Source organism: Gluconobacter sp. Gdi (assembly GCF_014132155.1).
Lineage (GTDB): Bacteria > Pseudomonadota > Alphaproteobacteria > Acetobacterales > Acetobacteraceae > Gluconobacter.
In genome coordinates this window covers 1-17,285 of the sequence record NZ_BLJQ01000024.1, presented here as the reverse complement: position 1 = coordinate 17,285, position 17,285 = coordinate 1, and the positions used below count along the sequence as shown (strand labels likewise).

At 55.9% G+C, this 17,285-nt stretch carries 26 protein-coding genes; 9 read left to right on the top strand and 17 right to left on the bottom strand.

All coding sequences use genetic code 11. From position 1 onward, the window contains the following. Positions 1–93 precede the first annotated feature (93 nt). From JN414_RS15950 to JN414_RS15880, 16 genes are all read right to left on the bottom strand, one after another. Complete coding sequence (locus JN414_RS15950) at positions 94–516, bottom strand: hypothetical protein (protein ID WP_202208820.1); 423 nt, start codon at positions 514–516, stop codon at positions 94–96. Further along, on the bottom strand, positions 513–839 hold the full coding sequence (locus JN414_RS15945; RefSeq protein ID WP_202208818.1) for a hypothetical protein: 327 nt from the start codon (positions 837–839) through the stop codon (positions 513–515). The genes JN414_RS15950 and JN414_RS15945 overlap by 4 nt, the downstream gene beginning before the upstream one ends. Then, positions 839–1,513, bottom strand: coding sequence for a head-tail connector protein (locus tag JN414_RS15940; RefSeq protein WP_202208816.1), 675 nt, complete (start codon positions 1,511–1,513; stop codon positions 839–841). The genes JN414_RS15945 and JN414_RS15940 overlap by 1 nt, the downstream gene beginning before the upstream one ends. A gap of 40 nt (positions 1,514–1,553) precedes the next feature. Further along, complete coding sequence (locus JN414_RS15935) at positions 1,554–1,778, bottom strand: hypothetical protein (protein WP_202208814.1); 225 nt, start codon at positions 1,776–1,778, stop codon at positions 1,554–1,556. 2 nt (positions 1,779–1,780) lie between these two features. Continuing rightward, positions 1,781–3,124, bottom strand: coding sequence for a phage major capsid protein (locus JN414_RS15930; protein WP_237390128.1), 1,344 nt, complete (start codon positions 3,122–3,124; stop codon positions 1,781–1,783). 2 nt (positions 3,125–3,126) lie between these two features. After that, positions 3,127–4,080, bottom strand: a complete 954-nt coding sequence (locus JN414_RS15925) for a S49 family peptidase (RefSeq protein WP_202208812.1) — start codon at positions 4,078–4,080, stop codon at positions 3,127–3,129. Position 4,081: 1 nt separating this feature from the next. Next, on the bottom strand, positions 4,082–5,374 hold the full coding sequence (locus JN414_RS15920; RefSeq protein ID WP_202208810.1) for a phage portal protein: 1,293 nt from the start codon (positions 5,372–5,374) through the stop codon (positions 4,082–4,084). A 2-nt stretch (positions 5,375–5,376) separates the two neighbouring features. Beyond that, positions 5,377–6,969 (bottom strand): terminase large subunit, encoded by a 1,593-nt coding sequence (locus tag JN414_RS15915; RefSeq protein ID WP_202208809.1) that lies wholly within the window; start codon positions 6,967–6,969, stop codon positions 5,377–5,379. A gap of 64 nt (positions 6,970–7,033) precedes the next feature. Next, positions 7,034–7,597, bottom strand: coding sequence for a P27 family phage terminase small subunit (locus JN414_RS15910; RefSeq protein WP_202208808.1), 564 nt, complete (start codon positions 7,595–7,597; stop codon positions 7,034–7,036). 173 nt (positions 7,598–7,770) lie between these two features. Continuing rightward, complete coding sequence (locus tag JN414_RS17055) at positions 7,771–7,902, bottom strand: hypothetical protein (RefSeq protein WP_237390129.1); 132 nt, start codon at positions 7,900–7,902, stop codon at positions 7,771–7,773. A gap of 2 nt (positions 7,903–7,904) precedes the next feature. Then, positions 7,905–8,054: a hypothetical protein gene (locus tag JN414_RS17050; protein ID WP_237390130.1), complete on the bottom strand. Its 150-nt coding sequence runs from the start codon at positions 8,052–8,054 to the stop codon at positions 7,905–7,907. A 164-nt stretch (positions 8,055–8,218) separates the two neighbouring features. Further along, the gene (locus JN414_RS15900) at positions 8,219–8,725 is read right to left on the bottom strand and encodes a DUF6362 family protein (RefSeq protein ID WP_202208806.1); all 507 of its coding nucleotides are present in this window, start codon (positions 8,723–8,725) and stop codon (positions 8,219–8,221) included. A 225-nt stretch (positions 8,726–8,950) separates the two neighbouring features. Continuing rightward, positions 8,951–10,804, bottom strand: coding sequence for an ATP-binding protein (locus JN414_RS15895; RefSeq protein WP_202208805.1), 1,854 nt, complete (start codon positions 10,802–10,804; stop codon positions 8,951–8,953). Further along, positions 10,791–11,816 carry a toprim domain-containing protein gene (locus tag JN414_RS15890; RefSeq protein WP_202208804.1) on the bottom strand — a complete coding sequence of 342 codons (1,026 nt, stop codon included), beginning with the start codon at positions 11,814–11,816 and terminating at the stop codon, positions 10,791–10,793. The genes JN414_RS15895 and JN414_RS15890 overlap by 14 nt, the downstream gene beginning before the upstream one ends. Beyond that, positions 11,816–11,965 (bottom strand): helix-turn-helix domain-containing protein, encoded by a 150-nt coding sequence (locus JN414_RS15885; RefSeq protein ID WP_202208803.1) that lies wholly within the window; start codon positions 11,963–11,965, stop codon positions 11,816–11,818. Before JN414_RS15885 ends, JN414_RS15890 begins: the two co-directional genes overlap by 1 nt. After that, a complete protein-coding gene (locus JN414_RS15880) occupies positions 11,965–12,411 on the bottom strand; it encodes a hypothetical protein (protein WP_202208802.1) in 447 nt (148 codons plus the stop codon). The genes JN414_RS15885 and JN414_RS15880 overlap by 1 nt, the downstream gene beginning before the upstream one ends. 90 nt (positions 12,412–12,501) lie before the next feature. Between JN414_RS15880 and JN414_RS15875 the strand changes: the two genes are divergently transcribed. From JN414_RS15875 to JN414_RS15865, 3 genes are all read left to right on the top strand, one after another. Then, positions 12,502–12,750 (top strand): hypothetical protein, encoded by a 249-nt coding sequence (locus JN414_RS15875; RefSeq protein WP_202208800.1) that lies wholly within the window; start codon positions 12,502–12,504, stop codon positions 12,748–12,750. A gap of 625 nt (positions 12,751–13,375) precedes the next feature. Beyond that, positions 13,376–13,741 carry a helix-turn-helix domain-containing protein gene (locus JN414_RS15870; protein ID WP_202208798.1) on the top strand — a complete coding sequence of 122 codons (366 nt, stop codon included), beginning with the start codon at positions 13,376–13,378 and terminating at the stop codon, positions 13,739–13,741. Between the two features lie 85 nt (positions 13,742–13,826). Beyond that, positions 13,827–14,189, top strand: a complete 363-nt coding sequence (locus JN414_RS15865; protein ID WP_202208796.1) for a hypothetical protein — start codon at positions 13,827–13,829, stop codon at positions 14,187–14,189. Here JN414_RS15865 and JN414_RS15860 read toward each other — a convergent pair. Then, entirely contained in the window at positions 14,161–14,421 is a 261-nt protein-coding gene (locus JN414_RS15860) for a hypothetical protein (protein WP_202208794.1), read from the bottom strand. The genes JN414_RS15865 and JN414_RS15860 overlap by 29 nt on opposite strands. Positions 14,422–14,625: 204 nt before the next feature. On the opposite strand from JN414_RS15860, the gene JN414_RS15855 reads away from it, so the two are divergent. The 6 genes from JN414_RS15855 to JN414_RS15830 form a co-directional block, all read left to right on the top strand. Then, positions 14,626–15,195: a hypothetical protein gene (locus tag JN414_RS15855; protein ID WP_202208792.1), complete on the top strand. Its 570-nt coding sequence runs from the start codon at positions 14,626–14,628 to the stop codon at positions 15,193–15,195. 304 nt (positions 15,196–15,499) lie between these two features. After that, positions 15,500–15,919 (top strand): hypothetical protein, encoded by a 420-nt coding sequence (locus JN414_RS15850; protein ID WP_202208790.1) that lies wholly within the window; start codon positions 15,500–15,502, stop codon positions 15,917–15,919. Positions 15,920–16,022: 103 nt separating this feature from the next. After that, positions 16,023–16,250, top strand: coding sequence for a hypothetical protein (locus tag JN414_RS15845; protein ID WP_202208788.1), 228 nt, complete (start codon positions 16,023–16,025; stop codon positions 16,248–16,250). Continuing rightward, complete coding sequence (locus JN414_RS15840) at positions 16,247–16,531, top strand: hypothetical protein (RefSeq protein ID WP_202208787.1); 285 nt, start codon at positions 16,247–16,249, stop codon at positions 16,529–16,531. Before JN414_RS15845 ends, JN414_RS15840 begins: the two co-directional genes overlap by 4 nt. Then, positions 16,528–17,085 (top strand): hypothetical protein, encoded by a 558-nt coding sequence (locus JN414_RS15835; protein ID WP_202208785.1) that lies wholly within the window; start codon positions 16,528–16,530, stop codon positions 17,083–17,085. Before JN414_RS15840 ends, JN414_RS15835 begins: the two co-directional genes overlap by 4 nt. After that, on the top strand, positions 17,082–17,285 hold a 204-nt coding region (locus JN414_RS15830; RefSeq protein ID WP_202208756.1), incomplete at its 3' end, for a hypothetical protein. The genes JN414_RS15835 and JN414_RS15830, both read left to right, overlap by 4 nt.

Here is a 17,285-nt window from a genome sequence, read left to right as displayed (position 1 = left end):
TACTCAGAGCCACAATCTGGGATCCGGACAGCGCAAAGCGCCCGCTGCCCACAGCGGTCTCAACAAGAGGATAGAATTTCATGAAAGTCCCTTTCAGGGCGTTGTCAGGACGCGGTCCTGGTAGCGGTAATCCACCATCAGCGAGAACCGGAACCAGTTGCCTTTGTCATCAGCATCTGGAGGGTCAAAACCTTGGCCGTCGTAATAGAGGCCTTCCGGCAGGGGAGAGACCGGGACGCGGAAGGCTACCGAGAGCGCTTTGCGCATGGTGATGGCTGACAGTGCCCCGGATCCGCTTTCGACCATCAGATGCAGCCAGATCTGTCCGGTTTCTTCATCGACAATCTCACCAGCGCCGAAGCGATCGGCAGAAGAGCTTGCCACTTCAAACAGGACGAAAGGCCCATCAGGCGTTGTGCGCTGCTGCTCCAGGGCATCCAAAACCGTCAGCCCGAGGGTGGTTCCCGCAGCCTTGGCGCGGTCGAAAGCGTCTTGCCAGACGACGGGAGAGGTCATGTTCCACCTGCTGTAATAAGGGTCCAGCCACAGAGGTTTGCCCCGTCATAGACAGGGGACGCATCCGTCAGCGTGTATTCGCGCACGCCGTCAAGCAGGCGATCTCCCTTGAGGGGAGGCCCGTAGCCGGCTGCTGACAGTTCATCGTGCAGGATCTGGGCAATGAAGGCCTGGACTGGCAAAGTCGCATCGATCGTGGCGTCAGTCGGCGGCGGGGCATAGCCCATAAGAGAAACACTCTTAGACTTATCCCGCGTCATAAGCCGCATAATGCGGCCTTTGCGCTGGATTTGCCGACGCCGACTTTCAGTAACCTGGCCCATTATGCCATCCAATCCGCAGCAAGCGTCAGGCGCCCCAGGGAAGCAACAGCTTCAGGCGAAATCGCCCCGATGGAGGTATCCATGGCCTGCCAGGTTGACGACCCAACCCCCTGAACACTTTCTGTCTTCAGGAGCGCATCCCTACCCTGCCCATACTTCAGCATCTGAATTGTTGTCAGACATCCGCCGCCAACGTCTTCCGGAAGGCTTTCAACCTCTAACGGAAGTAGATCTGCATCCTGTTTTTCCGGATCATCCATCCCAGGCAAGAGGAAGCCCGCCAGATAAACAATCTCGACTTGACGAATATGGCTGGCCCAACACCCAGAAGACGGCAGATGCCCCACCTCTTCAATCCTGGCATGCTCACGGTCCACAGACATTGCGTCCAATGCCGTCACCGGCTGACCATCCACTGTGATGGACCTGATCGCAGCAACCGGCCCAACACTCAGATTGATAGCTGTTGATCTGCCACGAACACGAAGCCGCTCACGATACTCTTGCAGAGCTAACGGCCGCTGAAGATAAGCCGTGAGCGAACTGGACGCCTGAGAAATCAATTTGGCGAGCATCGCATCCTGGTCGTCTCCCGTGATCTGGAGATAGGCTTTCACACTCTCCAGATCGACCAAGGCGGCGGTTTTGGCAGCTGCTGTCACGACAACAGGCATGCGTTACCTCCAAACAAAAACGGCCCCCAAAAGGAGGCCGTCAGGATTTGCCATTCTCTGGCGTTGTTTCTGGATCGACAGGAGGATCAACATCATCCTTCTTGCCGGATCCCTGTTCGGGCACTGGATCAGACATCGCCTCGGCAGTGCCCTTCTTGGCCGCCACAATGGCGTCAGCCACGCCGTCCGGGAAAACTGCAACATCGCCCTTGTTATAGACGGAGCCGATCCCGTCACAGCGGTCGGTGAATGTCACGCGCTTCATGATCACTGCCCTGCTACTGCGCCAGGGAACCAAGCCGCACCCGTCAGAACGGAAATGGCCGCGTCATAGCGCGTTCCAATATCGACCTGCTCGATGACACGAACCAGCGTTTCATCATTCTGGAAGGCTGAACGGGTCTTGCCTTCATTATCGACGTAAGAGGCTTCCGTGCTGACCGCCAGCGTGGTCTGCATGGCGTCACCGATCATGATCTGGCTGAAATCCGCGAAATAGACCTCAGACTGATTGCCGGCATCACCGAGGTTGTCCGGAACAGACGTAGTTTCCGCGAAGGGATAGGATCCGATCCTGCCCTGGGCAATTTCCGGAAATGCCAGCGCCCCTGTCGAGGTCTGAAGCTGTTCCAGGAACTCTTTCAGCGTCGGATTGATAATGTAACCACAACGCGTCATCGGAACATTGTTACGGGACAGGCCGAGACGGAGCTTACTCAGATCGCTTCGCACGCCCTGGACGGAAACAGTAGCCGTTGCAGCAAAAATGTTGGCAGCGGCAGCCATATACCGCAGACCAGCCGGAGCAAAGGCAGACCCTGCACCACGGATAAAGGTCTGATCTTCTGCAATGCCGACTTCCCGCACCACGTCGTCACGAACAAGGGCATCCGAGCGGATCGAATTAAAACGCAGCAGGTCGTTGGTAATCGGAACGAGCGCCGCCAGCTTCTTGGCGGACAGCTTCAGGACACCAACGGACGGAGCAGACGGCATGATCGGATCACGCTCACCGACCCACTGGGCACTTGTCGTCGCTGTCTTCTTGCGATGCGTCATGTTGCCGTTCGGCATCGGCATAGACACCGCCCCCATGCGCCGAACCGCAACGGCCGGCCGCAGCGCATCGATCAGATCAGTGCTGTAATCCTCATTCACGAGGAAACCGCCCTGTACATCCACTGATTCCTGCATGTTATCCGCTGCCTGAAGAGCGAACGCGCTGCCCCATGTCTTTTCTGCATAGTCGGCCACGGCCCTCATACCGCCGTGGCCCTTTGTGGCGGCCACAGCACGCACGAAACGGGAGAACTTCACACCCGGATCCAGCTTATCAGCAGCCTGCGCCGGAGCCGTCCCAGCGGTGGCTCCATAAGCACCTGGAAGCGGAGCGATCGGACGTGCCGCAGAGGCCTGACGGCGCTCCAGATCGACTTCACGAGCGATATTCGCCGTCAGGCGGTCATCTTCCGCCCGGAGTGCATCATAACGGGATGCCTCTTCAGCAGTCATTTCACGATCGCCATCATTGGCAGCCGTGTTCACGATGGTTTCCATCTCCGCGAGAACTGTGCCCTGACGGGCGCGGAGTGGAGTGATGCGATCAGCCATTTTCAGCCTTCCTGTGCTCTCATGCGCCGCGTCGTCAGGTCCTGCATGGCGGCAGTCCGTCGAGGCGTCGTCTTTGCTATGTTTTTCGGGGTTTTCTGGCCACCCAGACGGGCAACAGTGCCGCTCAGGGTCCCAATTCCATCAGCCATGCCGGATGAAACCGCGCTTTTCGCTGATTTCATGCCGCCTTGACCGAAATTCTGCTGGACATTCGCGACCGTGGTTTTCCGCCCACGGGCGACATCAGACATAAAAACGGCTTCCATATCGTCCAGGACGGCGCGGATCTGCGCCTGCCCATCATCAGAAGCCGGGTCCAAACGCTTGTTCGGAGCATTGGAACTGACAATATCCACGCTCTTACGCCCATTGGCGTCAGGCCCCACCTGCGTCGAAGTCGAACAGACAATGCCGATCGAGCCCGTCACAGCCAGGCTATCCATGATGATCTCATCTGCCTGACTGGCGAGCCAGTAAGCGGCCGATGCCGCCGTTCCCGTGACGAAAACAGTCACCGGCTTGTCCAGGGCCGCGATCTGGCCTGCTACGTCACTCAGCTGGACGGTTGCGCCGCCTGGACTATCCATGATCATCAGGATCTGGCTGACGTTAGGATTGCCAGCAGCCACCTGAAGATCAGAAGACAGCGTCTCCAGCGTCGTATAGCCGCAGATATCTGCCATCAGATTGGCATAGGGCATGATCGGCCCCATCACGGGGATCATAGCCACACCATTATTCAATGTGGCTGTTTTCGACCCTTCCAGCCGCGTCCCGCCGCTGGAAATAGCTGCCATCATGCCCTGATATCGGGCCACAGATCCGTTCTCCCGCAATTTCTCCAGATCTGGAGACAGCATCGTCCGCTCTGCAACCGCTTCGATCGCGGCCAGCCATTCCGGCTGGATGGCCCAGGGCATCGCCCTGATGGCATCCAGCGCATACAGTCTTGTCATGTCAGTTTCCTGTTGCAGGATCCGGATTAGGCTGTCCGCTGATCCCCATGTTGATGGGACGCCAGATCTCGCCGCCAGCATCACCGCCGACCGGGTTCAGGTTGAATTCGGCTCGCCCTTCATCAGTGCTCATGACACCGCCATTCCGAAGAGCTGCGATGCCCTGGGCACGGTCCAGGAAGCCGCCCTTCACAAGGTCAGACGGGTCATGGATGAACGTGCATCCGCTTGCGGCAAAAGCATGGGCCGCCTTGGACGAAACACGGGAAAAATGCGGCCCCAGATGATAGATCACGAACTCCAGGGACTGCTGTTCGATATTGCCGAATGTAGCCTTTGACAGTTCAAACAGCAGATGCGGAGGCACACCCCATGCGCGGGCAATGTCGAGGACCTGCATGGTCCTGGTCTCGACCAGCTGCCCATCTTTATTGCTGACCCGCATGTAGTCAGCCTTCAGGCCATTGCCCAGAACTGCAGGCTCACCGGCATTATCCACACCAGAGAACCTGTTTTTCCAGTCATCTTTGATCTGCTGCCTCACATCCCCGTCAATCTTCTTGTCAGACGTAAGGATCACCGGAGGCTGGGCATTGTTCCGCCAATAGCTCTGAACGTAAGCAGCTGTCGCAATACTCTCGCCGAATGCCTCTTTCATAAAGGAAATCGGGTTGAGACCCTGAAGGCCGTTTCGGCTCATACCGCGAACATGCCAGATATCCCGCGATGCAAACCGCCCACTGGACCCATCCGGCAGCGTTGCATCATAAAACATCTGCTGCCCCGTCTGCCGGTCGAATGACTGAAGATCCTGAACCCCAAGAGGATCAAGCCTGGTCAGCACAGACGGACGCATCAGGGCATCACGCGACACATAGGCATAGAAATTGCCGGTCATCAGGATGTCACCGAGAAGAATTTCCCGGAAATCATACTGACTCTGCACGTCATTCGGACGCTCGTTCATCAGCTTGTAAAGCGGATCTTCTTCAAGCCGGTGAATACCTTTGCCATCCCGTCGCACGTAGTGCATTGGAACCATCGCGAAAACACCCGTCAGGATCCGCAAAGCCTGCATGACAGCGGGCAAAGCCATTGTCGTGCGTTCGCTGACTTTTACACCTGAACGGCTCGGACTACCGATCCCAAATGACGTCCACGTCCCACCAGTCTGGAAGCTATCAGCAGAACCCGCCGCAGCCCCGACTGGCAACGAACTTGTCAGAACACGCTCCTGGCGCGCACGAGACGGCACCGAGGCACCAGACCCACGCAGGAAGTCCAGGAGACCCATTCTTACATTCCTTCATAAACGAGTGTGTCACCATCATCGGTCAACGACAGAAAGATGGCGTTTACAGTGGAGGCGATGCCGTCGATCTTGTCGCCGGATCGCTCCTTATCTGGCTTCAGGTTCCCCGCCGGATCCTGACGAACAGCCACATTCGATGCCATCCAGGTCAAAACAGGATGACCGCCATGTGCCAGTTCCGCCGAGAGAACCAGCCGCTCTAACTCCGCAGTTGGCGCGGCCAGACTCATGAAGCCTTGGCCAACCTCCTGAATATCCATCCCCTCATCCATGAGGTTCTGGACAATTTCACCCGCAAAGGTCCGATCAACCCCCGTCTGGATGATATTAAACTGCGAGGCATCCTCCAGGATCTGCGCCTGGATGAAACGGAAGTCAGTTGTGTTGCCTGGCGTGATTCGTATCAGCCCTTGATCGGCCCAGAGGCGATAAGGCGTCCTGTCCCGCTTTGCCCGCTCTTCCAGATCCTTTTCTGGAAGCCAGAATCTGACGATGACATACCAGAACGGGTCATTATCAACGGGCGGGAACACCATGGACCAAGCACTGAAATCACGCGTCTTGGCGAGATCCAGCCCCCCGTAGCAGCGACGGTGCCGCAGCCTTTCCTCCAGATGCCCCCATGGTGCAGGGCCAACACAGGCCCGCCATGCATCCATGTCGAGCCAGCGGGACGACTGCTCCGTCCAGATATTGAGATAAAGCCGCTTGAATGTGTTCTGATAGCCAGGTCGCTCACGCGCTGATCTGAACTCATCCACCAGAAACTGGAAACGAACCGCAGCCCCCAAAGAGGGATTGGCCTTGGCCCAGGTGTGAGGATCTGCCCAGTCATCATCCTCACTCGCCCCAAACAAAATCGGGAGGAAGGTCAGATCCTGAATATCCCCATCCCGCACCCGAACAGCATAGGAATGGATTTCCCAGCAGATCGAGTGTCGGTCATAACCCGCCGTGGTCATGAAGATTTCGACAGACTGATCCCGCGCACCGACTGCCGAATGAAGCACGTCATAAAGATCACGGTTTGGCTGCGTATGCAGCTCATCAAACATGATCGCACTTGGGTTTAGACCATGCTGACGTTCTGCGTTTGAGGCAATCGCCCGATATGACCCCATGGCATCCGGACAGATAATCGCGTTTTTTGTTAGATCCGTTCGCTCCCGCAGCGCCTTTGGGGCCTGAGTCAGCATGTTATGGGCTTCTTTAAAGATAACCCGCGCCTGCTCACGATCAGCGGCCGCTGAAATAACTTCAGGGCCGGACTTTGTATCTTCCAGCAGAAGATAGAGCGCCAGAGCCGCACCGAAGGTTGATTTCCCGTTCTTCCGAGGGACGAACAGGTAAACCGTTCGGACTACCCTTAGTCCTGTCTCTTTCCATTTCCACCCGAAGATGATTGAGACAGACATGGCCTGCCAGGGTTCCAGCAAGAATGCCTGCCGCGCCTTCTTACCCTTGGAGTGCTTTAGGTTGGCCTCAATCCACTGACAGGCGCGCCGCGCCGCCTCGCCGTCAAAAACGCAACGGTCATCAGCCTTGAAGCGGTCGAACTGCGCCCGGAGGACAGCCATGCTGTGCTGCCGTGCAAGCGCCTCAAATTCAGCCGCATCAAATTCCAGGTCCAGTTCCGGTGCCCTAGTTGAAGTAGGCGAGCGGATCTCTTCCTGCACTTGGCGTTACCTCTCGCTCCATAGTTTTTTCGGAATTAGGCGCCTGCTCTGGACTATCTCTCTCAGGAACAAAGAGATCCCCCTGCGCAGCAGCCGCCCGTGACGCTGCCTGCATGCGGCTTGAGGACGTGGATGCGAGTTCCTTCAGGCACGCAAGCATGGTGCGTTCTTCACGCTGCATGATGCTGACTTCCGGCCGTGGACGTTCAAACCCCGTGCCCGTGGCGTAGGTGAAGCCCTTGTCTTCTATGATGGCCGCGAGCTTGCGATGGCGCGCTGCCGACTCACAATAAATGCGATACGTGCTGAGATCACTGCCCTTTACGTACCCGGTCGCCTTAACGCGCTCGATTTCTTCTAACCATATAACCCGTGCCCCAGCGCTGATGCCGACAGGCGGCGCATATGCACCTTCCGGATCGAAAGCCGCAGGTTTCCTGCTGCGTGCTGAAATTTTCGGAGTGCGCTTACGTTTGCCGGCATTGCCAGACAGCTCATGCAAGGCGTCCGGCTTTGCACGGCGGCCCATGACCATCCCCTAGAAAAAAAAGATTTCAGCAGAATTTCGCGGCGATGCGCGCGCGACCCTGACGCGGTCCCGGTGCCCAGGTCGCCAGAGATTCTACACCCCCCACCCCCTCGGCAACCCCGGCCACCTTCTGGGTGGTCAAAAATGGCTTTTTTCGCCGTTTTTTGACGTTTTCAGCCTCGACCACCATTCCAAGAGTGATCTCGACTGGTCCGGGACGAGTGATGCGACTGGCACATTGTGCGCAGATTGGTCGGGTCTAGGCGTCGCGAAGGACATTCCCGGACGCTTACAATGTGATCCACATTCAGCCGATCGTGCGGCGTCTGGCATCCCGGAACGCAACATTTCGGATGCCTTGCCAGGTGAGCTGCACGGACACGCTGCCAGGCAGAATCATATCCGCGTTGCCGCGCCGTTCCTCTTGCCGCGTCATAATCGCGCCGTTTGGCCTCATGAGGCTTCCACCCCTTTGGACGAGCAATGGGCGGTCTCATCGGCATCAGAGACGATTCTCCAGGCGGAAACAGGCATAAAAAAAGACGTGAACCCGTTGGGGTGCACGTCTCGCGAGAATGGCAGTGAAACTACTGCATAAACCGACAAAAGGAACAGGAAAAATTACATGCCTGCGATTTTTCTTCCGATGATCTCACAACCGCGCTTGTGCCAGCGCTTTGCCGTGGTGTCAGTCACTCCCATTTTTTCGCCTATCTTTTCCCAGTTCCACCTATTCATTCCCGAGATCGGATGAACGACCAGGCGCATATTGATGACGCGACGCAGCTTGATGTCAGACTGCCCAATCAGGGACAGCCATGACAGCGCAGCATCCATGCGCCTAACCTGCGCAGCACTCGGACGCGGCATCCGGTCGTCACTTTCCCTGAACCAATCCAGATCCTCAGGGTCAAACAGAACGTCAGGCCAGTTCACACACTTGGCGCTAGGCCGCGTTCCTGTTGCCGGCAATGCTGCCAGCGTCTGGGCCGCCTCATCCAGCCACTCGGCCACCTGCTCTGCCATCCCTCTCGAATGATCGAACTGAAGGTAAACCTCTTTCATTTCCTTCTTGTTGGCAGAAATGGCGGAAAACTGCCGTTCACTATCGTTCACTAAAAGGTTCATTATAAAAACCCTTATATATCAATAGGTTAATTGGTTTAGTAGGATAGTGAAGATAGTGAACGATAAAAACGAGATAAAAGAGACTAAGACAGTTCATTGGCATCTATGCCTAAGCGCGTAAAAACGCGTTCACTATCTTCACTGTCCTATCTATCTGATTTTATTAGTGTTTATGTTCACTAAACATTCACTATCTTCACTATTGAATCGTTAGATTTCAATAGCTTAGGCGTTTTCGAGGTCTCCGAAGCCCAATTCCGTGGCCGTGACCCAGATGCACCTAGCCGGCTGCATGGAGCCGATCTTCACATTCTTTTTCGGAGCGCGGGCCGTCTCCAAGCGCCGCAACTCATAAAGCCAGCGATCACCAGCAAAAGGTGTGTCGCTGAAGAACTCCTTTATCATGGAATTCGATTGAGAAAACCACAAACCTGCACCGTCCGCCTCACGCGGAGCGTCTAAACCCTTTTTGGACTTAGGCTCATCAGGCCGGATCACCCGGATTCCGTACTGGCTAAGGACTTCTCTTGCGACCGAACGCGGCGTCAGACCCGTTGCATCGCTCTGATCAACATCTGGATCTAGCACCCGTGCAATCAGATCAGAGATAGATTTCCTTTCGGTGGATCTCTGGACCATGACCAGACGCGACATGAGGTGATTGATCATCCGCGTTGGCGCATCTTGCGTGATGACATCCTCACGATCGCGCACGAACTCTTTCAAGGCACCTACACCCGTCATCGCGCCCTTGGCGTCCGGGACCGAGTCTTCCGTCAGAACCCACCAGCCCGCCATGATGGCACCCAGCTGATCCATTTCACGCGGCTGGCAACCGTATTCCAAAAGCGCTTTGCGGAACATTTCCAACGCGGCGCGGTATCTTTCCCATCCAGCAAGCGCCCGCCCCCAAAGAGACGGACCGTTCTCACGCGCCCATTCCTTCAGTTCACGATGTGCAGCCGTATGATCTGCACCCTCTTCAGGCTTCATCAGATCGATGAGAGTAAAGCGCCCCAGGTGCTGCGCCTTCAGATCAGGCGGAGCGATCGATGCCATGATGATCGAACCCACCACCTCGATGCTGCGGGCAATTCCATCCTTTCCGCCGCGCACGCCCTTTGTTCCCTCGCCACCAGATGCGGACAGGACCAGATCCAGCAGGGCACGGGCACCACGCTGATCCTCACGATCAGACGCCTCATCAATAAAAGCAGGCATCGCACGACCATCCAACGTCTGCTCCAAACCCGCCTTTGACGTGTCATTAGAATAGACATGCAATGGCGAGGCCGCCTGGAGCACACCGAGAAGAGAAGACTTGCCGCTACCAGCACCACCAAGAAGAAAGCCCGCAGGACGCCAGGGAATTGCTGCTCCATAATATGCGCAGGCAAGAAGACCGATCACCGCAATCTCTCCACCAGGCACGCGGAAATCCCAAAGATCGCGTACACGCTGCACAAATTCCTTTCCAACATCCGCACTGCACGGCCGTGCGGGCCGCGGTGAGGACGGAGCCGCTGCCCAGACCTGATTTCCTGTTTTGGTGCCTGCGTTGACCAGCCTGTCACCGATCATGACCTTGTCGCCGCAATGCACGACAGGAAGCCCGTTTTCCGCAGGCCACACACCTGGCTTACGAATCATGATGTGTGCGCCGAACAGACCCGCCTTGGCACACTCGGCCTGGAGATATGCGGCCGCACTATTCAGGCGAAAGTCCACGACCTTTTCTTCCGTGACCTCACTTCCGTCTTCCTGCTTGACCTTGCATTGCGCCTTCTTGGGAAACTCATCCCGCAGCCACTTATCATTTCCCATAAAGAGCCCCATCAGGTCATGGCGCTTTCCAACCTGCGAAGCTGTCAGCTGCCGGAGCTGACCCACCTTATCCAGGAAGAAATAATTGCCTGCCAGATGACCCAGCGCACTCACCGGGCACGGGGCTTTTTCTTCTGGCTGCGCGGGCGGCTCATCACCGCCGCCTTTCTTTCCACCATCAATGACCTGAAAGGCGCGATCCGCACCATTTACCGCTGCACGGATATCCGCGATATTGGCGTCACTTGAGGACATCGTTGAAATCCTTCCCACGCGGCGAGCGCGCTATTCTTACTTCTCGGCCGGCGGCTAGATGGGCATCGATCGCCCGTTCCAGCCCGCGTCGTGCCTCTGGTTTTTCGTCATTGTCAGCCAGCAGCGTCACGCGCTTCACCTGAGGCGGGAGCGCTATGCTGGCCATGTTCGAGAGACTTGCCGCTGCGAGGATCCGCATTTCAGGGCAGGCAACTGCCACTGACAGGCAGGTCTCAATTCCTTCACCGATCAGAACCGGCTTTTCTGGATCCGCATCCTTTAAGGACTTTCCGTCCTCACCCTTCCGCAGGCGGATTGCACCACCCACGAAACGACCACGGATCTTTTTTGGGCAATCAAGCCGAGCCTTGATCCAGTTCCCGTCTGCATCTTGATCAAGCCAGGTCTGATGGGTCGCAATATGTGTGCCAGCCAGATCCGAAATGGCCGTAAGCATGGCCGGGTAACGCCTGCCAGTTTCATTGCAGTAGTGACCAGGCGCGAACCGAAGGCAGCGCGGAGCCCGCTCCAGGGCACGCAGATTGATCCCGCGATGCTTCAGGTAAAATTCCACAGGCGTATTGCCGATGGATGGTTCAGCACCAAGCCACATGGCCAGGGCACGCTTGCGCCCATCTATTTCATCTTGCTTGTCATCACGGACAGCCTTTTCCTTGACGAGGTGAGCGCGGCGGATAGCAACTTCATCGCCATTCCCGACGCCAAGCCAGTTTTTGGCCCATTTCAGTGCTTCTTTCGTATCCCCAGCCGTCAGACATGCCGCGACCAGATCAAGAGCATCACCTGTTTCACCCGTGGAAAAATCAGCCCAGACGCCAGCCTTGGAGCCGGAAAGATGGACAGCCAGAGACCGCCCCTTTTCTCCTGCGATAGAACCACACATCCATTCAGGACCGTTCTTTCGGCCCCCGGGAAGCAATTCCCGCGCAAGGACATCCATTCGCTGTGACAGCAGAGTGGAGACCTCACCAGCTCCAAGGCGAGTATTCATCAGGCCGCCGCCTTGCGTTGCAGCAGCTTGTAAACAGAGCGCTCGCTGATCCCAATACGGCGGGCAATCTGGCGAACTGTGTAGCCAGAGCGCCGATAGGTTCTCACCGCCGGCAAAAGCCGCGTTTCGTTCAAGGCAGGACGCGCCATCAGCCTTGCCCCCCTTTAGCGATCGGCCTCAGAGCGTGAAGAGCAGAATGGGCGACACGGATCAGATTTGTCAGGTCACGGCAGGCCAGTGTCGCTTCCATCTGATCATATTTGCCATCTGCCAGCGCCTCGATGGCATGCGTCATAGTCGCACTGGCCTTGGCCGCGACCTGATCCATGCCGTGATGGCCGCTGCTTTCGCCCAGATGGACCGGCATCAGCATGTAACCCTCGGCCTGCGCCATGGCCGTCAGGATCAGAGGTTCCTGCGCGAACTCATCCAGCGTCACCGCAACATCCGCAGGCACCACAGCCGGAGAATTGCGGCTCTGATATTCAGAGAGCTGCGAACGGCCGACACGAACCACGGTAGCCGCAGCATCAATACTGCCGATGCGATTGATTGCGGCCTGCGTTGCTGTCTTGATAGAAGGCACAGTATTCATTTTGTACCCCCAGTCATGACCGAGGACTCGTGTCCCCGGTCATTATCGTCCACCCTGTAGTCACCACAACAAACAGGAGACGAATTCCTCATGGCCGCCGACACGAACCCCAAAATTGGAATTCTTAAAATCACACGTCTGGACAATGATGATCTGCGTGTAAAAATTGCCATTTCTTCACGGAGCCCTGACATTTCAGATGTCATCCTTTCCGTTACGGTAAATGGCCGCCTTTCTGACGGAACTTACGATTTCAAGAATCTTGAAAAAGAAATCCTTCAGGAAATTAATGAAGATATTCGCAATAGATTTACCACCATTCTGATGGGTCAATTTTGAGAACTTGCTATCAGACAAACCAGAATTGGATTTAGCGTACCTAATACGGCCATTATGGATTGTCAGAACAAATTTGTTCTCTGGATATGAGCAAGCATCACTATAAACAATAGCCATCCGAAGATACGTGTTCAGACAGTAGAGTTGCTCATCATCTGGCAGTTCTCGAAATGCTTGCACCTCGTCTAGGGTGGGGCGAACACGGAGGTCCTGGTCGCTCTGAACCGGATCCGCCAAGCCAAAGACACGCTTGGCTACAGGATCAGAGCGATTACCCCGGACCTCATCCGGATGACGACCACGCAAAAGCAATTTACGGATGAAGGCATGGATATTTATCATGCTGCGCAAGCCTCATTTGCGAGGAATAAATCAGGCCGAAGAATTTCAGGCGCATGACCCGTCAATTCAGAGACCGATCCAAGGTGCCACTTAGGGACACGGCTCCATTTCGAGACCGCAGCTTTGCTGATGCCGCACTTTTTTGCGATCGCAGTCACCGCGCCTCTACGGGCACGAATTTCAGTAAGAATATCGTCGCTCATGCGATTATGTTACCGGGGTTAACAATTTACTGCAAGAGAATTAAGAGGATCGTATGTTGGGTGTCTGCCATTCCGGAGGGATGACGACATCCAAACCCTCCCGCAAAAAGACGCCAACCCCAGCATCTATAGCGATGGGGTTGCGCATAAGAACACAACGAGAACATTTGGGGTTTACCCAAGCCAAACTTGCATCCATGCTAGGTGTAACAGTGAACGCGATAACTCAGTACGAGACTGGGCGCGCATCACCTAGGAGGGAGCGTGTACCCGCGCTTTTAGAGGCATTGGGTAAGTCGATTGGCTGGCTACTTACGGGAGATGATCCCGTGGAAGAGGTAAAAGCTCAGACTGAGCAGGAGCAGACGATTCTTCTGAAAGCGCGAGATCTATCCCCTGACGCGCAAGCAATACTGATCAAAATGATTGATGCTCTAAAAAAATAATATTAACGTCGGTAACATTTTTCTTGCTTGAAGGTGTTACCGGAGTTAACACAATCTCCATTGCCACTTGCGATGGAGAGTTTCCATGTCGCCTACTTCGACGCAGAAGACACGCCTGCAAAACGCTCTGGATGAAGCCAAGGCCTGCCCCATTACGCCGCTAGGGATGGGCGACGGGTTATATCTGATCCGCGACGCAGCGGGAGACGAACGTACCCTCCTGCCACGGCAGATCGACAACCGTCACATTGTGATGTCCCTGTTCCTTGGCGATGACACATGGCTGCGTCAGAACTTCCCCAAGTATGCCCATGTCTACGCGAAAAACCCGGATGGATCGGTCATCGCTGAAAGCCGGATTGTAGACTTTAACCGCGAACAAGCTTCCGACTGGATAGCCAATGCCTGCTTCAACGCGGCTAACGCTGCTTTTGCTGGAGGCGAATAAGATGCTCCGCATATTGCTCTTTAACGGCATCCAGCGCTGCACCAAAATGATCAGCAACAATGGTGACAGTGTAGGTTCCGTCTTCCCCGTCAATAACCGGCAAGTCCAGAGGGCCACTCACGCGAGCACGAGCGCGAAGATTTCTCTCTCTGTATGCACTTGCTTCTACAGCTATAGTCGCAGCCGCCTGAATGAGGGCGACCTCAATCAGCGGGTCAACCTTTTCAGTCATCTCAGTTTCCTCATTGGTTGTTTGGGCACTGCAATGATGGAAGGCGCGGGAGAGTCGGGCAACCGATTTTCCTGCAATGCCAGTCTGGCAGGAGGCGTGGCATGACGCGCCCTCTGCCCGCTTCGCTTACATCCATCCGCACACGAGTTGACGAAGCCGCCAGGCTGTTCTTTCCATGCATTACCAAGACAGAGGCAAACCTACATGACGGACGACACCCAAATCATCGTTCTGGACGTCCCGACAGAGGAAGCCGCCTCAAAAACGTGGCTTATCGAACAGGCACTGGAGGCTGGACGCGTAACGTTGAAGGAGATCGACACAGCCCGAGAGCAGCAATTGAAATTGGCTCAATCCCAGATCGGTTGGATACAGCCGGTGCTGATTGCCTTGGTCGGATTTTTAGGAACGTCGTTGAACTGGCACATAAAGGCTGGAGCGATACTGGCCATACTTGCAGCAGCACGCGCACTAGCCTTTTCATGGAAGGTGCAGTCAGCACGAAACTGGATTGTTCCGATTGTGCCGCCCCAGATATGGCTATCGATGTCACAGGAGGAAAACACGCCCTATGTGAAGAATACAGTCCTTCATACAGTCGCCGAAAAATTCGATCAGGCAGTGGCCGCGAACCAGGCCACTCTGGATACGATGTGCGACAGGGTTGGAAAGGCTACGATCTGGTATCTGGCCGTACCAGTCGCAGCCTTGGTCGGGATTATTTCTTCTTATCTTCTTTCTGTGGCGTGGATGATGTCCGTTTATTCTCAGTAGAACGGGACGATGGGTTCCAAGCATTTTCCCGACCAGGGAAAGGTACACTGGAATGGATTGATATACTTTCGTCCATAGCGCCCAAGCCAGACTGCTTTCTCACAGTAACGAGCGAAAAATCGGGCATAGGCGGCCCAGATCGACTTGGCTTGGGAGCACTATTTTCTGTTCGGGTTGGTCCAGGTGACTTTGGCTTATCGTTCACGAGTTTCCTCATTGGCTGTTTAGACACTCCAATGATGGAAGGCGCGGGAGAGTCGGGCAACCGATTTTCCCGCAATGCCAGTCTGGCAGGAGGCGTGGCATGACGCGTCCTTTGCCCGCCTCACTCACATCCATCCGCACACGGGATGGATTTAACCGCTTTCTGGCCACTCACATTTACCCTGACATTCATGACCAGGCACGCAGCCTACGGGTCCGGATCCAGAATTGCCGCAACCTTGCTGCCCAGGCAGAACAAGGGCTCGACCTGCGCATGGCTGAGATCTGGGACGGCAACGCACTTGCCCTGGAAGACGAACTGGCCCGTCTGCTTTCCGCGAACCTGCTTCCCGAGGACGTGCCGGAGATCCCGCCTCGTCCTTCTGCAATCTGTCCTAGCCTGGCCGCCGAAATAAAGGCATCCCGCCAGCATACCAGCCAGCAGAATTGGTATCAGAGACAGATCGATAAGCTTCGCGCACTGACCTACCTCCCGCCCCAGGAGAATGCGTCATGCTGAACGCCATCGTTCTCACTGCCTTTTGTGTCGGCATTATCATGGGCGGGTGGATGGCAGACTCTTGCTGGAGACGCTGCATTTCCGTCCAGAAGGATGGCGCGCCATGACAGGCAGGAAACGCCCATCTTATGGGATCTGCGATAGCAAAGGGCGCGTCATCGAGCGCTACAGCACGCGATATTTTGCCGAACAGGCGGCCATCACATGGGCAACTTGCAAACGTGCATCCGTCACCATTCGCTTGGGACGCCGCATCATTGGCGCTGCTCGCCCAGATGGAAACGGACGCGTATGCCTGGACGAAGGCCACATGAAGGAGCTTGCGCTATGACCCGCATCGCTCCCGAGAAGCCATTCACGGTGCTGATGTTCGGCTCCAGCTTCTCGCATCCTGATAGCATAGCGTTTGCAACCTACGAGCAAGCTGAAAAAGAAGCCGAGAAACGGGCGCGGGATACTCTTGTCCCTCACGACATTTACTTTTCGCGCCGCCTGATTTCCTGCGTAACCAATCCAAATTTTGCAGGGAATGTCACGGTCGAGCCCACGCCATTAGGCCAGAAGCTTTTTCAGAAACTAGCCGAACGTGCAGCTGCGAGAGATCAATCATGAGCAAGATTTCTATCACCAAGGCTGGCCAGTCCGTGCTGGCAGACAAGATGACATCCGCTCTTCATGTCGCACTGAATGAGGGGGACGTGACAACCGGCCAGCTCATGCTTTCCCTCATCGTGCTGCTGATTGGCGGCTCATACATGGATCGCGATCTGATGGACAAGATCACTGGCAAAGATGGCGGCGGCGGCTTCCGTCGTTTGGAACAGGTCGAGATTGAAGACATCGCCATTGCCGTACTGGAGAGGAAAGCGGTCGTTATCGCGCCGGCTAAACGAACGTCAGCGATGGTTAATGAAGAGGCCTACAGGAAAGGCGAGGTCATCGGCACCATTGTTGGCGCTGATCACTTTGTACGATCATTCGGGACACTTGATGTCCTGGAGCATCTTTCCAGGAACGCGCTTCTAAATCTCGCCGAAACCGTCTGGGGGATACCAGATGAAGCCGTTCTGGATCGCAAGGCCGCAGAGCTGCGGCGACTTATGGCTGCGCAGCAGGTCATGTGGCGTCCGACCAGCTTTGCCACGTTCACGGAGGATCTGTCGTGAACGGACTTCATTCAGACATGCGCCAGCTACGCAAGCAGGCCGCCGCCCTCGGCTGGAGCGCTGGCCGCAGCAATGGCGGGCATCTCAGATGGACGCATGAGTCAGGCGGGATTGTCTTCAGCTCATCCACGCCAGGCGACGTCCGATCAATCCGCAACACACTCGCCCAGATCAAGCGCAGCACGCCGAAAGGAGCCGCG

Coding starts and splice junctions, on each gene's coding strand:
- JN414_RS15950 (WP_202208820.1), bottom strand. CDS start 516: ATGACCTCTCCCGTCGTCTGGCAAGACGCTTTCGACCGCGCCAAGGCT.
- JN414_RS15945 (WP_202208818.1), bottom strand. CDS start 839: ATGGGCCAGGTTACTGAAAGTCGGCGTCGGCAAATCCAGCGCAAAGGC.
- JN414_RS15940 (WP_202208816.1), bottom strand. CDS start 1,513: ATGCCTGTTGTCGTGACAGCAGCTGCCAAAACCGCCGCCTTGGTCGAT.
- JN414_RS15935 (WP_202208814.1), bottom strand. CDS start 1,778: ATGAAGCGCGTGACATTCACCGACCGCTGTGACGGGATCGGCTCCGTC.
- JN414_RS15930 (WP_237390128.1), bottom strand. CDS start 3,124: ATGGCTGATCGCATCACTCCACTCCGCGCCCGTCAGGGCACAGTTCTC.
- JN414_RS15925 (WP_202208812.1), bottom strand. CDS start 4,080: ATGACAAGACTGTATGCGCTGGATGCCATCAGGGCGATGCCCTGGGCC.
- JN414_RS15920 (WP_202208810.1), bottom strand. CDS start 5,374: ATGGGTCTCCTGGACTTCCTGCGTGGGTCTGGTGCCTCGGTGCCGTCT.
- JN414_RS15915 (WP_202208809.1), bottom strand. CDS start 6,969: ATGGCTGTCCTCCGGGCGCAGTTCGACCGCTTCAAGGCTGATGACCGT.
- JN414_RS15910 (WP_202208808.1), bottom strand. CDS start 7,597: ATGGGCCGCCGTGCAAAGCCGGACGCCTTGCATGAGCTGTCTGGCAAT.
- JN414_RS17050 (WP_237390130.1), bottom strand. CDS start 8,054: ATGAGGCCAAACGGCGCGATTATGACGCGGCAAGAGGAACGGCGCGGC.
- JN414_RS15900 (WP_202208806.1), bottom strand. CDS start 8,725: ATGAACCTTTTAGTGAACGATAGTGAACGGCAGTTTTCCGCCATTTCT.
- JN414_RS15895 (WP_202208805.1), bottom strand. CDS start 10,804: ATGTCCTCAAGTGACGCCAATATCGCGGATATCCGTGCAGCGGTAAAT.
- JN414_RS15890 (WP_202208804.1), bottom strand. CDS start 11,816: ATGAATACTCGCCTTGGAGCTGGTGAGGTCTCCACTCTGCTGTCACAG.
- JN414_RS15885 (WP_202208803.1), bottom strand. CDS start 11,965: ATGGCGCGTCCTGCCTTGAACGAAACGCGGCTTTTGCCGGCGGTGAGA.
- JN414_RS15880 (WP_202208802.1), bottom strand. CDS start 12,411: ATGAATACTGTGCCTTCTATCAAGACAGCAACGCAGGCCGCAATCAAT.
- JN414_RS15875 (WP_202208800.1), top strand. CDS start 12,502: ATGGCCGCCGACACGAACCCCAAAATTGGAATTCTTAAAATCACACGT.
- JN414_RS15870 (WP_202208798.1), top strand. CDS start 13,376: ATGACGACATCCAAACCCTCCCGCAAAAAGACGCCAACCCCAGCATCT.
- JN414_RS15865 (WP_202208796.1), top strand. CDS start 13,827: ATGTCGCCTACTTCGACGCAGAAGACACGCCTGCAAAACGCTCTGGAT.
- JN414_RS15860 (WP_202208794.1), bottom strand. CDS start 14,421: ATGACTGAAAAGGTTGACCCGCTGATTGAGGTCGCCCTCATTCAGGCG.
- JN414_RS15855 (WP_202208792.1), top strand. CDS start 14,626: ATGACGGACGACACCCAAATCATCGTTCTGGACGTCCCGACAGAGGAA.
- JN414_RS15850 (WP_202208790.1), top strand. CDS start 15,500: ATGACGCGTCCTTTGCCCGCCTCACTCACATCCATCCGCACACGGGAT.
- JN414_RS15845 (WP_202208788.1), top strand. CDS start 16,023: ATGACAGGCAGGAAACGCCCATCTTATGGGATCTGCGATAGCAAAGGG.
- JN414_RS15840 (WP_202208787.1), top strand. CDS start 16,247: ATGACCCGCATCGCTCCCGAGAAGCCATTCACGGTGCTGATGTTCGGC.
- JN414_RS15835 (WP_202208785.1), top strand. CDS start 16,528: ATGAGCAAGATTTCTATCACCAAGGCTGGCCAGTCCGTGCTGGCAGAC.